Origin of the sequence: Amycolatopsis sp. cg9 (genome assembly GCF_041346945.1) — a bacterium.
GTDB lineage: Bacteria > Actinomycetota > Actinomycetes > Mycobacteriales > Pseudonocardiaceae > Amycolatopsis.
The window spans coordinates 10377875-10391777 of sequence record NZ_CP166850.1; the positions used below are offsets into that span (position 1 = coordinate 10377875).

11 protein-coding genes are annotated in these 13903 nt (G+C 71.5%); 2 read left to right on the top strand and 9 right to left on the bottom strand.

What is annotated here, in order from left to right:
• Nucleotides 1–94 precede the first annotated feature (94 nt).
• Nucleotides 95–1231, top strand: coding sequence for a nucleotide disphospho-sugar-binding domain-containing protein (locus AB5J73_RS47295; protein WP_370966634.1), 1137 nt, complete (start codon nt 95–97; stop codon nt 1229–1231).
• Between the two features lie 166 nt (nt 1232–1397).
• On the opposite strand, the gene AB5J73_RS47300 is transcribed toward AB5J73_RS47295, so the two are convergent.
• The 9 genes from AB5J73_RS47300 to AB5J73_RS47340 form a co-directional block, all read right to left on the bottom strand.
• Complete coding sequence (locus tag AB5J73_RS47300; protein WP_370966636.1) at nt 1398–2753, bottom strand: nucleotide disphospho-sugar-binding domain-containing protein; 1356 nt, start codon at nt 2751–2753, stop codon at nt 1398–1400.
• Between the two features lie 101 nt (nt 2754–2854).
• Nucleotides 2855–4363: an APC family permease gene (locus AB5J73_RS47305; RefSeq protein ID WP_370966638.1), complete on the bottom strand. Its 1509-nt coding sequence runs from the start codon at nt 4361–4363 to the stop codon at nt 2855–2857.
• 265 nt (nt 4364–4628) lie between these two features.
• A complete protein-coding gene (locus tag AB5J73_RS47310; RefSeq protein WP_370966640.1) occupies nt 4629–6197 on the bottom strand; it encodes a GMC family oxidoreductase in 1569 nt (522 codons plus the stop codon).
• Nucleotides 6197–7744: a GMC family oxidoreductase gene (locus AB5J73_RS47315; RefSeq protein ID WP_370966642.1), complete on the bottom strand. Its 1548-nt coding sequence runs from the start codon at nt 7742–7744 to the stop codon at nt 6197–6199. The genes AB5J73_RS47310 and AB5J73_RS47315 overlap by 1 nt, the downstream gene beginning before the upstream one ends.
• Before the next feature lie 94 nt (nt 7745–7838).
• Nucleotides 7839–9218 (bottom strand): aspartate aminotransferase family protein, encoded by a 1380-nt coding sequence (locus tag AB5J73_RS47320; RefSeq protein WP_370966644.1) that lies wholly within the window; start codon nt 9216–9218, stop codon nt 7839–7841.
• A 129-nt stretch (nt 9219–9347) separates the two neighbouring features.
• A complete protein-coding gene (locus tag AB5J73_RS47325) occupies nt 9348–10535 on the bottom strand; it encodes an acyl-CoA dehydrogenase family protein (protein WP_370966646.1) in 1188 nt (395 codons plus the stop codon).
• 107 nt (nt 10536–10642) lie between these two features.
• On the bottom strand, nt 10643–11104 hold the full coding sequence (locus AB5J73_RS47330; RefSeq protein WP_370966648.1) for an SgcJ/EcaC family oxidoreductase: 462 nt from the start codon (nt 11102–11104) through the stop codon (nt 10643–10645).
• A gap of 29 nt (nt 11105–11133) precedes the next feature.
• Entirely contained in the window at nt 11134–11601 is a 468-nt protein-coding gene (locus AB5J73_RS47335; protein WP_370966650.1) for an SgcJ/EcaC family oxidoreductase, read from the bottom strand.
• 87 nt (nt 11602–11688) lie between these two features.
• On the bottom strand, nt 11689–12168 hold the full coding sequence (locus AB5J73_RS47340; protein WP_370966652.1) for a hypothetical protein: 480 nt from the start codon (nt 12166–12168) through the stop codon (nt 11689–11691).
• A 167-nt stretch (nt 12169–12335) separates the two neighbouring features.
• Here AB5J73_RS47340 and AB5J73_RS47345 point away from each other — a divergent pair, with 167 nt between their 5' ends.
• Entirely contained in the window at nt 12336–13862 is a 1527-nt protein-coding gene (locus AB5J73_RS47345; protein WP_370966654.1) for a hypothetical protein, read from the top strand.
• Nucleotides 13863–13903 lie beyond the last annotated feature (41 nt).

Below are 13903 nucleotides of genomic sequence, written 5' to 3' on the forward strand. Positions count from 1 at the left end.
TCGACGAGACGCTGGGGGCGGCGGACGGCTGGGAACCTCGAACGCAAGGACCGTCGCCCACCTGGGCGTTCGCCGACGCTGGGAGCACACGATCATGCGGATCCTCTTCGCCACGGTGCCCCTCTCGGGACACTTCTTCCCCCTCGTGCCGCTCGCGTGGGCCTACCGGGCCGCCGGCGCCGAGGTCGTGGTGACCACGTCGGAGGACTACCTGCCGACGGTGCTGCGCGCGGGGCTCCCCGCGACGCCCGCCGGTCCCGCGGCCGACTTCACCGGCCTCGCCGGCGACGGTTTCGCCGACGCCGGCGAGCACCTGCTCGCCCACGGCCGGGTGTTCGCGCGCATCTCCGCCCGCAACCTGGTCGGCACGCTCCGGCTCGCGGAGAGCTGGCGGCCGGACCTCGTGGTGTTCGAACGCGCGGCCGCGGCCGGCGCGATCACGGCGGCGGTGCACGGCGTCCCCGGCGTCGAGCTGCAGTGGGGCGTACCGGCGCTGCGCGAATACCGGGCCGCGGCCGACGAGGTGCTCGCCGGCGAGCTGTCCGCGCTCGGCCTGCCCGAGCTGCCGCGCGCGGACCACGTCGTCGGCACCTGGCCGCCGAGCCTGCGCCACCTGCACGCGGCCGAGCAGTCGAGCATGCGGCACGTGCCCTACAACGGCGACGCCCGGCTGCCGGACTGGCTGGCGGTCCCGCCGCGGCGGCCGCGGGTGTGCCTGACGCTGGGCACCGTGCTCCCCGGGCTGGGGACGGCCGGGCTGTTCCTGGCCCTGCTCGAAGAACTGTCCACGTTGGACATCGAGCTGGTGGTGGCGGTGGCCGACGAGACGGCGGCGGCGTGGGGCCCGCTCCCGCCGTCGGTGCTCCACGCGGGACGGCTCCCCCTGGCCCAGGCACTGCGGACGTGCGATGCGGTGGTGCACCACGGGGGCAACGGAACGTCGCTGGCGGCGCTGGAAGCCGGGGTCCCGCAGCTGGTCCTGCCGCACTTCGACGACCAGATCGGCAACGCGGAAGCCGTGGTGCGCTCGGGTGCGGGGTTGCGGCTGGCGCCCGGGGAGATCACGCCCGAGGCCGTCGCGGCGGGGTGCGCCCAGTTGCTGGACGATCCCCGGTTCGGCGTCGTCGCGGCCGAGGTCGCGGCCGAGAACGCCGCGCAGCCGTCGCCCGCCGAAGTCGTGCGGACGCTGACTCCCCTGGCGCTGCGACCGGAACTCCGCCGGGCGGGCTGACCCCACGAGAAAGGCCGCGGGCCGGGTGATCCCCGGCCCGCGGCCTCCGCACGGCTCGCCGCCAGCGCCCCAATGTGGCGTTGGGTGCGTCCAGCGCACCCAATGTGGCGTTCGGTGCGTCCAACGCACCGAACGCCACATTGGGGCGCAGGAGACGCGGCGGTACTCAGCTCTGGTGGTCGAGCGTGAGCTGCTCCAGGATCTTCACGTACTCGGCCGGGCCGGGGACCGAGTTGATCTCCTTCTGCAGCCGCTGGGCGTTCTCCTTGAAGGACTTCTCCTCCAGGACCCGGCGGATCTGCTCGCGCATCACCGCGGCGTCCGGCTCGGCCACGTTCAGCACCAGGCCCGCGCCCTTCGCCAGGGTGAAGCGGGCCAGCGCCGGGCCGAGGCTGTAGCGCGACCGGGCCAGGCGGGCCGCGCCGGAGGGGTTCGCGCGGATGCTGTGGCCGACGAAGTCGACCAGCAGCTGCGGGACGCTGTTCAGGATCGCCGGCATGACCGTGCCGACGCCGCCGTGGTGGATGAGCAGCGAGCACGTCGGGACCAGCTGGTCCAGCGGGACGAACGGGAGCACGCGGACGTTCTCCGGGATCTGCTCGACCTTGGCCAGCTGCTGGTCGTCGAGCGTCGCGACGACCTCGACGTCCAGTTCGGACAGCGCGTTCAGCAGGACCGGGATGTGGTCCCAGCCGCCCTCCATGAACGCGCGCTCGGACAGGCCCAGCGACACCGCGACGCGGGGGCGCTCCGGCACCGGGTACAGCCAGTCCGGCATGGGCTGCTGGCTCGAGTACGACACCCACCGCATGGGGACGACGTTCGCGGACACCTCGGGGCCGATCTCCTGCGGCTGCGAGTTGATCGTCCACTGGCCCCACAGCAGCTCGTCGTCGACCTCGACGCCGTAGCGCTCGGCCGCCGCGCGCACCGTTTCGACCGCCGGGTTCGGCAGTTCCGGGGCGCCCGGCTTGCTCGTGAGCTCCTTGAACTTGTCGATGCTGCGGCAGAAGACGTCGGGCGCGGTCCACCAGCGGGCGTGCGCCGCGCCGGCGACCTTCGCCGCCACCGCGGCGGCGGGCAGGCAGGCGTCCCAGATCACCAGGTCCGGCTTCCACGCCTTGGTGAACTCGACGAGCCCGTCGAGGAACGGGAGCGGCTCGTTCGGGTCGCCCTTCCACGGCGCGAAGTCCCACTGCGCGGGCAGGTAGTACTGGCTGTAGACGTCCCAGTGCTCGCGGTCCGGGTCGTCGGCGTCGAAGCCGAGCGCTTCGAGGGCCGCGGTGATCTCGGCGAGGTCCGCGCGCTCCTTCTCGTAGGCCCGGCCGGGGCCCATCGGGATCGGCATGCTGTCGATGTCGCAGACCGCGACCGGGGTGATGCCCATCGACGCGATCGTCTCCACCCCGCCCGGGTGCGTGGCGATCACGACGTCGTGCCCCGCGGACTTCAGCGCCCAGGCCAGCGGCGCCAGCGGATAGGTGTGCGCCGGGGCCGGCCAGATGGCGAATTGCACACGCATTGTTTCGGCTCCTCCAGGACGTGTCGGCGGGAGACTTTCTTCAGCCGCCAAGGGAAAATCGTATGGTCGTGAAGCGGTGCGGACATCTCCCCGAGTGCCGCTCAGGCGGCCTCGGCGCGCCGGTCACCGGGCTCCTCCGGGTCCGGGACCGCCGCCAGCCCGCCGCGTTCCGACGCGATCCGGGAAAGCGCCGCGTAACGCTCGGGACGGCGGGCGCGCAACCACAGCGCGAAGCCCGCGCCGGCCGCCACGACGACCACGAACGCCCACGGCAGCGAGTTCACCAGCGTGCTGGTGGTCCCGGTCAGCAGGTCGAAGTTCTGGATGACCAGCACCGCGGACGCCACCAGCCCGAGCAGCCCCAGGACCGGCGCGACCCCGGTGCGCCACCAGTGCCGGTCCGGGCGGCGGCGGAAGAACGCGATGACCGAAAGGGACGCCGCCGCCTGCAGCCCGACGATGCCGAGCGTGCCCAGCCCCGTCATGGTCGTGGCGAGGTTGACGTACGGGTCCGCGCCGGCGATCGCGAAGATCGCGGTCACGGCGACGGTGAAGACCGTCTGCGTCAGGCTCGCGCGGTGCGGCGAACCGTGCTTGCGGTGCACCGCGCCGAGCCCGGCGGGCAGCACGCGGTCGCGGCCGAGGGCGAACAGGTAGCGGTTGGACGCGCCGTGCATCGCGAGCATCCCGGCGAACAGGCTGGTGCACAACAGGATCTGCATCGCGGTGGTGACGGCCGAGCCCAGGTAGTCGTCGGTGAGCCCGCCGAAGAGGTTGCCGAGCTGCTGCCCGGCGACGTCCCGCAGCTGCCCCGGCCCGACGGCGCCGACCGCGACCCAGCTCGTCAGCGCGTAGAAGACCGCGATCAGGATCACCGACCAGTAGGTGGCGAGCGGGACGCTGCGGCGCGGGTTGCGCGACTCTTCGCCGTACAGCGCGGCGGATTCGAAGCCGATGAAGGAGATGAGCGCGAACATCAGGGACACGCCGAGACCGGCACCGACGATCGTCGCCGGGTCGAACGAAGCCGCGGGCAGCGCGCCACCGCCGTGCCGGAGCAGCACCGCGACGTCGAGCAGCACCAGGATCGCGACCTCGGCGATCATCAGGACGGCCAGCACCCGCGCGCTGAAGTCGATCTTCCGGTAGCCCAGCACCCCCATCAGCACCAGCCCGATCGCCGCCCACACCGGCCACGGCCAGTCCAGCCCGTAGGAGGACGCGACGAGCTGCGCGAAGTAGGCGAAGGCGCCGGTCATGCCCACGGTCGCGGTGTTGTAGGCGAGCACGGCGGCCCAGCCGCCCCCGACCGCGGCCGGCCGGCCGAGCCCGGCGGACAGGTAGCCGTAGAACCCGCCGGAGGTGACGATCCGGCGGCTCATCGCGGCGTACCCGACGGAGAAGCAGAGGAGGGTGAGCCCGGCGAAGACGAACATCGCGGGCACCGCGGCGCCGTTGCCGATGGCGAAGGCCAGCGGGACGGTGCCGACCATCGCGGCGAGCGGCGCCGCGGCGGCCACGACCAGGAAGACGATCTTGGGGGTGCCGAGGGTGCGGCGGAGGGACGCCGGTCGCGCGTCCCCGGAACCGCGGTCGGATGCTGCGCTCACGGGCTTTTCCTCTCACTGGCTCGCGATGGGGTTCGCGAACAAGTCTTCGCTTCCGGCGAGCACGTCCTCGTCTCCCCCGCTGCGGACTAGAGCGCCCCAATGTGGCGTTGGTTGCGTCGAGCGCACCCAATGTGGCGTTCGGTGCGTCTGACGCACCGAACGCCACATTGGGGCGCTTGAGGCCGGGCGGAGCGCAGCGGAGCCGGGGACGCGAAAGGGACGGCCGGGGGTGCCGGCCGTCCCTTTCTCCGCGCGGGGAGCCGCGTCAGGACGCCTTGGCCAGTGGCGTCGACTGCGCGCCGCGGACCAGGTCCGCGGCCTTCTCCCCGATGACGATCGCGGTCGCGTTCGGCGCGCCGCGGCCGACGGTCGGCATCACCGAGACGTCGGCGACCCGCAGGCCTTCGACGCCGTACACCTTGAGCTCGTGGTCGACGACCCGGCCCATCCCGCAGGCGCCGCTGCCGTGGAAGATCGAGTTCGTGTAGCGCCGCACGTACTCGCGCAGGTCGTCGTCGGAGTCCGACGCCGGGGCGTTGAGCAGGCGCTCGTTGAACTTCGCGAACGCCGGCTGGCGCGCGATGTCCATCCCGATCCGGACGCCGGCCACCGCGACGTCGATGTCGCCCTCCGCGGTGAAGTAGCGGTGCTCGATCTTCGGCTTGGCCGTCGGGTCCTCCGCCACCAGCGTGATCTGCCCGCGGCTGCGCTGCGTCAGCAGCACCGGGCCGAACGTGATCGCGTGCCGGGTCGGCACCGTCAGGCCGCTGTCGGCGAACTCCATCGGCCCGGAGAAGTACACGACGTCCGGACCCGGCAGCCCCGGCTGGGTCCGCACGTAACCGCCCGCCTCGGGGCCGTTCGACGTCAGCGGGCCGCGGCCCTCTTCCTGGAACGCCCGGATGCTCTCCGGCTCGAACGCGCTCAGCAGGCTGTTCGGCTGCGAGTGTTCGTAGATCAGCGGGACCAGCGGGTGGTCCTGCAGGTTCTTGCCGACCTCGGCGTGGTCGAGCACGACCTCCATGCCCAGCCCGCGCAGCTGGTCGGCCGGGCCGACACCGGAAAGCAGCAGCAGCTGCGGCGAGTTGTACGCCCCCGCCGAGAGGATGACCTCGCGCTCGGCGTGCAGCGTGAGCTCCTCGTCGACCTGCCGCCCGGTGACGCCGATCGCGCGGCCGTTCTCGATCAGCACGCGGTAGACCTGGTAGTTCTTGATCAGCGTCAGGTTCGGCCGCTCGAGCGCCGGGTGCAGGAACGCCTGCGCGGTGCTCCAGCGGCGCCCGTTGCGCTGGGTCACCTGGAAGCGGCCGAAGCCGTCCTGGGTGGGCCCGTTGAAGTCGTCGTTGGCCGGGTGCCCGGCCTGCAGCGCCGCCTCGACGAGCGCCGTCGTCGCCGGGTTCAACGAGCGACCGTCCGAAACGGACAGCGGGCCGCCCGCGCCGTGGTACTCCGACGCGCCGCGCTCGTTGTCCTCCGAGCGCTTGAACAGCGGCAGCAGCTCGTCGTAGCTCCAGCCGGGCTGGTTCCAGCCGTCGTAGTCGATGCGGTTGTTGCGCAAGTACAGCATCGCGTTGATCGAGCTGGTGCCGCCGAGCACCTTGCCGCGCGGGTGGAAGATCCGCCGCCGGTTCAGCTGCTCTTCTTCGTGGGAGTCGTAGTCCCAGTCGACCCGGGTGCGGAACAGGTCGCCGAAGACGGCCGGGATGTGGATGTTCTCGACGTCGTCGTTGCCGCCCGCCTCGACCAGGGCGACCTTGACGTCGGGGTCCTCGGACAGCCGGGCCGCGAGCACGCAGCCCGCGGAGCCGGCGCCGACCACGATGTAGTCGTACATCAGCTGGCCTCCTTGATGAGGTCGGCGGCCTTCTCGCCGATCATGATGGCGGACGCGTTCGGGTTGCCCCGGCCGACGACCGGCATCACCGAGCAGTCGGCCACGCGCAGGCCGTCGACGCCCTGGACGCGCAGCTCGGCGTCGACGACCTCGCCGATCGCGCAGGTGCCCGCGGGGTGGAAGATCGAGTGGGTGTACCGGCGGAGGTAGGCCTTGAGGTCCTCGTCGGACTCCGACGCCGGCAGCTGGTAGAACGACTCGTGGAACGGCCGCAGGGCTTCCTGCTTGGCGATCTCCAGCGAGACCCGCAGCGCCCGCACGCCCGTCTCCAGGTCGGACTCCTCGGCGAAGAAGTTGTTGAGGATGCGCGGTTTCGCCGTCGGGTTGGTCGACTGCAGGGTGATGTTGCCCCGGCTCTCCGGCGTGATGAGCACCGGGCCGAGGGAAATCGCGTGCTCGTACGGGAAGGCGAGCCCGCTCTCCACGAACATCACCGGCGCCGCGAAGATCGCCGCGTCCGGGGCGGGCAGGTCCGGCAGGGTGCGGAAGTAGCCGCCGGCCTCCGGGCCGTTGCCGGTCAGCGGGCCGCGCTGCTCCTCCATGAACAACCGGAAGTTCTCCGGGGTGGCCGCCGCGGTCATGCTGATCGGCTGCGAGTGCACCGAAACCAGCGGCACCAGCGCGTGGTCGGAGAGGTTCTGGCCGACCTGCGGACTGTCGGCGACGACCGGGATCCCGAACGCCGAGAGCAGGCAGGACGGGCCGATGCCGGACAGCTGCAGCAGCTGCGGCGAGTTGTAGGCACCGGCCGAGAGGATGACCTCGCGCTCGGCGCGGATGTCCACCGGGGCGTCGTCGCCCTGCTGGCCGGTGACGCCGACCGCGCGGCCGTTCTCGATGATCACCTTGTGCGCGCGGAACTCCGTCAGCACGGTGAGGTTCGGCCGCCCCAGCGCCGGGCGCAGGAACGCCGCCGCGGTGCTCCACCGCCTGCCGTCGCGCTGGGTCAGCTGGAACTCGCCGAAGCCGTCGAGCTGGGCGCCGTTGAAGTCGTCAGTGGCCTTGTAACCGGCCTGGACGGCGGCCTCGACGAGCGCCACCGAGCTCGGGTTGTGCGAGCGGTTGTCCGAAACGGACAGCGGGCCGCCCTCGCCGTGGTACTCCGACGCGCCGCGCTCGTTGTCCTCGGACTTCTTGAAGTACGGCAGCACCTCGTCGAAGGACCAGCCCGGCTGGTTCCAGCCGTCGTAGTCGAGCTTCGTGCCGCGGACGTACAGCATCGCGTTCGTGGAGCTGGTGCCGCCCAGCACCTTGCCGCGCGGGAGGTAGAGCCGGCGGCCGCCGAGGTGCGGCTCCTCCGCCGTGTCGTAGTCCCAGTCGTAGCGGGTGCGGAACAGCTGGCTGAACGCCGCCGGGATGTGGATCTCCTCGGCGTCGTCCGGCGGTCCCGCCTCCAGCAGGGCCACCTTGACGTCGGGGTCCTCCGACAGCCGGGCCGCCAGCACGCACCCCGTCGAACCCGCGCCGACGATCACGTAGTCGTACATCTGCTCTCCAAGCTCCAGAAGGTCAATCGGGGTCGAGCTCGCTGCCGGAGCTCGGCGGGCGGGGCGGCGGGCTCGCGCCCGCCACCCCGCGGGGTCACCGCGGCGCGAGGGTGCCGTCCGGGCGCAGCCGAGAAACGACCTCGACGACCGCGGCGGTGGCCCGGCGCGCCTCCGCCTCGGTGAACACCAGCGGCGGCGCGAGCACGAAGTTGTGCCCGTACGGCCGCGCGATCACGCCGTGGGCCTTGCGCGTTTCGAACGCGACCGCCTCGACCTGCGACCAGTCCAGCGGGATGGTCGTCTCCTTGTCCGCGACGAGCTCGAGGGCGGCGAGGGTGCCCTCGATCCGGACGTCCCCGACGTTCGGCAGCTCCCGCGCCGGGGCCAGCCCCTCCTCGAACCAGCCCTGGATGCGCCGCGCGTTGTCGAGCAGGCCTTCGCGCTCGATGATGTCGAGCGTGGCCAGGCCGAGGGCGCAGGCGACCGGGTGGCCCTGGAACGTGTAGCCGTGGAAGAAGCCGCCGTCGCCGATGAGGGTGTCGGCGATGTCGTCGGTCATCAGGGTGGCCCCCAGCGGCGCGTAACCACCGGCGATGCCCTTGGCGGCGGTGATGATGTCCGCCTCCATGCCCTGGTTCGCCGACTCGAACCACGAGCCGATCCGGCCGAACGCCGTGACGACCTCGTCCGCGATGAGCAGGATCCCGTTCTTGCGCAGGACCTCGCGCACGCGCTTCCAGTACCCCGGCGGCGGGGCGAGGACGCCGCCGCCCGCCATGATCGGCTCGCCGATCATCGCCGCGATGTTGCCCGCGCCGATCCGCTCGATGGTGTCCTCGAGCTCCTTGACCAGGAAGTCGGTCGGGTCGACGTCGCCGTAGAGCTGCTTCGCCCGGTACGGGTAGGGCGGGGAGAGCTTCTCGACGTGCGGCAGGTTCGGGCCGACGCCCGCCTGCATGGGCGGGAAGCCGGTCGCGGTGCCGCTGCCGTAGGTCGCGCCGTGGAACGAGTAGTGCCGGGCGAGGATCCACGTCCGGTCCGGCGAGCCCTTGCGGGTGTGGTAGAGCCGGGCGGCCTTGATCGCGGTCTCCACCGCTTCCGAACCACCACTGGAGAAGGCGACCCGGTTGATGCCGGCCGGCGCCAGCTGCGCGAGCCGCTCGGCGAGCCGGATCGCCTTCTCGTTGGTGAACTCGAGGAGGCTCGTGAAGAACTCGATCTCCTTGATCTGCTTCGCGGCGACCTCGGCGAGGTCGGCGCGGCCGTGACCGAGCGGCGAGTGCCAGACCCCGCCGCCGGCGGCGTCGAGGAGTTCGTTGCCGCGCGCGTCCCAGACCGTGCTGCCCTGCCCCTTGACGATGACCAGCCGGTCGGTGATGTCACCGCGGTGCATCGAGCGGACCAGGTGCTTGCGGTCGAGGTCTTCCAGTTCCGACGCCGGGGCGGACAACGGCGGGATCCCAGGTGTGGTCACGGCTTTCAGTCCAATCATGAGAGGAGACGACGTAATTCGCCCCAGGAACGTTGGCACACAACACTTTCCGAAACCGAATTCACCGTACCCGGCGGTCGGTCGATGACTTCTCCGCCGGTGCGGGGCGCCTCAGATGTACTGCGTGTTGGGTTCCAGGCCGAGCAGGATCCGGCCGTAGAGCTCGTTGTTCGTGTCGGGCGCCATCAGCGCGTGCAGGTTCACCACGTGGATGTCACGCGCGATCCGCTGGATCGGCACGCTGGTGTAGGCCGACGAACCACCGCTGGCGAGGCTCAGCGCGTCCACGGCGGACTTGGTGAGCTTGCAGATCGCGCCGATGTCCGCGCGGGTGCGGGCGCGCTCGAGGAGCGACCACTCCGCGCCCGTCGCGGCCTTCTCGTCGGCGGTCCGGGTGATCCGGTCCGCGTGGAAGGCGGCCTGGTCGATCTGCAGCCGGGCCTCGGCGACCTTGAGGTGCGTGACGGGCGCTTCGGCCTGGTGCGCGTAGTCGGTGTAGGTGATCTTGCGGGTGCCGACGCGCTCGAGGAAGTTCTCCATCGCGGCCTCGGCCAGCCCGATCGGCGTGCCCGCCGAAGACGCGTTCGCCACGCCCAGCAACGGGTTCCGGTAGATCGGCAGCTCGGCGCTGGCCGGCGAGTGGCTCTGCCCCTGCAGGATCGAGACCAGCGGGATGACGCGCTCGGCGGGCACGAACAGGTCGTTGGCGACGGTCGTGACGCTGCCGGAGCCGGCCATGCCCATGGTGTACCAGTCGTCGATGACCTGCAGGTCGCTCAGCGGCACCAGCGCAGCGACCGGCCACATGCCCTGGCCGTCCGGCGTCGGGGCGATGGCGATGATCTCCTGCCAGTGGCTGTGCAGCGCGCCGCTGATGAAGCCCCAGCGGCCGTTGACGACGTAACCGCCGTCGGTGGGCACGGCCTGGCCGCCCGGGCTGAGCGTCCCGCAGACGCGGACGTCCGGCGTCGAGTAGACCTCGTCCTGGACGGCGTCCGGGAACATGCCGACCATCCAGCCGGGGATGTTCCACACCGACGTCGTCCAGCCGACGGCGCCGTCACCGCGGGCCAGTTCGACGAGCACGGCGTTCAGGGTCGCGGTGTCGACTTCGAAACCGCCGTAGCGCTTCGGCACGCGAAGCTTGAAGAACCCCGCGTCGCCCAACGCTTCGAGGGTGTCGTCGTGCAGGCGGCGGTTCTCCTCGTGCCACACGGCGTTCTTCTGCAGGAGGGGCACCAGGCCCTGGGCCCGGCGGACCAGTTCCTCGCGCGAAGGGACGGGGACGTTCGTCGTCATCGGTGGTCCTTCCGGGTTTCCACGTGCGGCGTCGGATCGAGAATCCGCTTTCCCGCTCCGGCGGCGCACCTCCGCGATTGCGGAGCACGCCGCCGGGCGGAGCGTGCTCAGCCGCGGACCGGGCTGCTCTGGTGCGACAGGAGCGACCACTCGCCGTCGCGCTCCACCACGATCCAGGTGGCGCGGATCTGGCGCTCCGGCGCGGTTTCGGTCTCGCCGTCGAGGATGATGCCGCCCTGGGTGATCACCATGGCGGTGTCCTCGGCCAGGAACGTGACCTGCAGCGGCCAGCCCTTGACGTGCGCGCCGGCCAGCGGGCCGTCGAAGCCCGCCTGCATGTAGGCGCGGATCTGCTCCCGGCTGGTCAGCTGCTCGTCCTGCATGAGCAGGCTGCCGTTCTCGGTGAAGACCCCCGCGAACTCGTCCGCGTCGTTGGTCTTCCACGCGTGCGTGATGCGCAGCGGCACGGTCAGCGCGGCGCGGTCGCGGGGATCGGTGAACTCGCGGTAGAAGTCCGTGTCCTCCTCGACCCCGTACGAGGCGAGGATCTCCGTTGCGGTGGCGGGCATTGCGGCTCCTTCGTCGGTGTTTCGGGTGGTCACCAGCGGAGGGTCGCGCCGGTGCCGCGCGGGCTGTTCTGGTAGCCGGCGAGGTACCACACGCCGTCTTCTTCCTTCTTGACCGTCCACGTCGAGCGGACGGCGAGCTCCGGCGAGATTTCGGTCTCCCCCGGCGCCAGGATGCCGCCGTGCGTGCGGATCAGCGCGACGGTGTCGTTGACCAGCCGCAGGTCCACCGGCTTGCCGGTGATCCGCGAGCCCTTGAACGGGCCGGCGAACGCGGCCGCCAGGAACGGGCGGATCTCGTCGCGGCCGACCTTGTAGACGTCACCGGGCAGGATCAGCGTGCCGCCCTTGGTGAAGACGTCGACGACCGCGTCGACGTCGTTGCGTGCCCAGGCTTCCACCAGCCGCAGCGGGACGCCCAGCACTTCCTTCTCCCGCTCGCTCGTGAACGGGCCGTAGTAGTCGTCCAACGCGGACGACGCGTCGACTTCAGCGGACACCGGGTCCTCCTCTTAGCCTCAGCGGACGGGTCCCGCCCATCATCGGCGCTCACCCCGTGACCCGGCGCCTTCTGCATTGCCGCTACGTCACGCGCTCCGGTCGAGACCGGCGACGAGCGGCTCCGGGCGCACGTTGTGCGGGTACGGCCAGCCGCGCTGGGTGAGGTAGAGGACGAGGTCGACGGTGTTGCTCGCGACGTCGATCTGCGAAATCCGGTGATTTTCGATCTTCAGCACAATTGTTTCGACGGACGTGCCCTCGCGACCGGTCGGCCCGATGTGGAAGAACGGCTCGTCGTGTTTCCAGTGCAGGTTGAAGACGATGAAACCCCGCCCGTTCCCCTGTTCGTCCAGGGCGAGGTGCTCGTCGACGAGGTCTATGCGCTTGCCGAGGCGCACGAACCACTTCGCCCATTCCTTCAGTGCCCCCAGACCGATTTGCCCGAACTGGGCCGGGCTGTTGATGAGGACGTCATCGGCGATGATGGCGTCCCAGCGGTCGAACTCGACGAGTTGCAGCCCGTCGTACAGTTCTCTGGTCAGTGTGGTTTTCGAATTCACGGTCACTCCTGTGGAGAGTAGGATGTGGAATGACCGAGAATGGCACCGCCCGGCAGGCGTTGCCACTTTCCGGCGAATCACGAAACCCAGAGCGCACGCTCGGAGTAGAGCGCTGTGCTCACCCCCGTTACCGTGCGACAGTGGAGTGAACCCGGCCCGCGGAAAGGGCGGACATGATTCCCTTCCGAACCGAGGAGCCGCCGGGAGCGCGCCTGCGGGCCGCGCTCGCCGCCGACCGGCCCCTGCTCCACGACCACCCCCGCCTGCGGTCGGTGCTCGAATCGAGCGCGGTGGCCGACCCCGGCGAGTTCTTCCTGCTGTTCCTGCACCACTGCATGGCCACCGGCGCCGCGCTCGACCAGGGCGCGGCCGAAGAAGACGTCGCCGGCCTCGGCTCCGGGCGCTGGGCCGGCGCCGCGCTGCTCGCCGAACTGGGCCACGCCAACAGCAACTCCCGCACGCACACCGAGGCCGTCTTCGACCCGGCGACGCGGGAGTTCGTGCTGTCGACCCCGGTGCCCGGCGCGGCGAAGTACCCCGCCACCTTCGGGCCGGCCGGGCTCGCGACGCTCGCCGTCGTCAGCGCCCGGCTCGTCACCGGCGGCGAGGAGCACGGCACGGCGTTGTTCCTGGTCCCGGTGCGCGACGAGCGCGGCCCGTGCCCGGGCGTCACGATCGAACCGTGCCCGCCGACCGCGTTGCTGCCGCTGGACTACGCGACCGTCCGGTTCGACGGCGTCCGCGTGCCCTACCGGCGCTGGCTGCGCGACGGCGCGTCGATCACCTCGGACGGCCGGTTCCACGACCCGCTGGCCGACGCCGGCGCCCGTGGCCGCCGCACGATGAGCATGGGCCGGTTCGGCTGGGGCGCGATCACCGTCGGCCTGGCCGCGGTCGCGCGCGCGAGCGTCTCACTCGCCCTCGAACGCGCGAGCCGCCGCGGAACGCTCGACCGGCTGGCCGGCGAGATCCCGGCGATCGACCACCTCAACCAGCAGCGCCTGCTGTTCGGCGCGCTGGCTTCGGCACTGGCCGCGACGACGCTCGCGCGGCGCGAAACCGGCCGGTACTGGTCCTTCGGCGCGCCACCCGGCGTGCACCGCGAACTGGGGCTGACCAAGGTCGCGGTCACCTCGCTGGCCGACGCGGCCGTGAACCGCGCGCGGTCGGCGAGCGGGACGGCCGGGTTCTTCTCCGAGCACCGGCTCATCGGCTACCAGGGCCTGACGCTCGCGTTCCAGTCCGCCGGCGGTGACAACCGGCTGATCCGGCTGGACGCCGCCTGGACGATGGCCGCGGGCCAGGACTACACCCCGCCCGCGGCCGCACCGGGCGCCGACGAGTGGGTGACGCTCTTCCGGCACCGGGAACGGCTGCTGCACGAGGAACTCACGACCGGGCTGGACGGGACGTTCGCCGGCTGGAACGCGCGGTCCGAACTGGCCCTGCGCTTCACCGCCGCCCACTCCGCCCGCTCGTCGGCGGAAGTCCTCTCCGGCGAGTTGCCGTCCGACCTGTACGAGCTGCACTGCCTCGAGGAGATCGACGCGCACGCGGGCTGGTTCCTCGCCCACGGGCTGCTCACCGCCGAGCAGGTGCTCGGGCTGCCGGAGCGGATCAACGGGATCTGCCGCCGGCTGCACCCGCAAGCCACTGCGCTCCAGCACCTGCTGGACCTCGCCGGCGACCTCGCGGCCTGACCCCCGGTGTGCTGAAGGGGACTTTCCTCGCATCCGGTGCG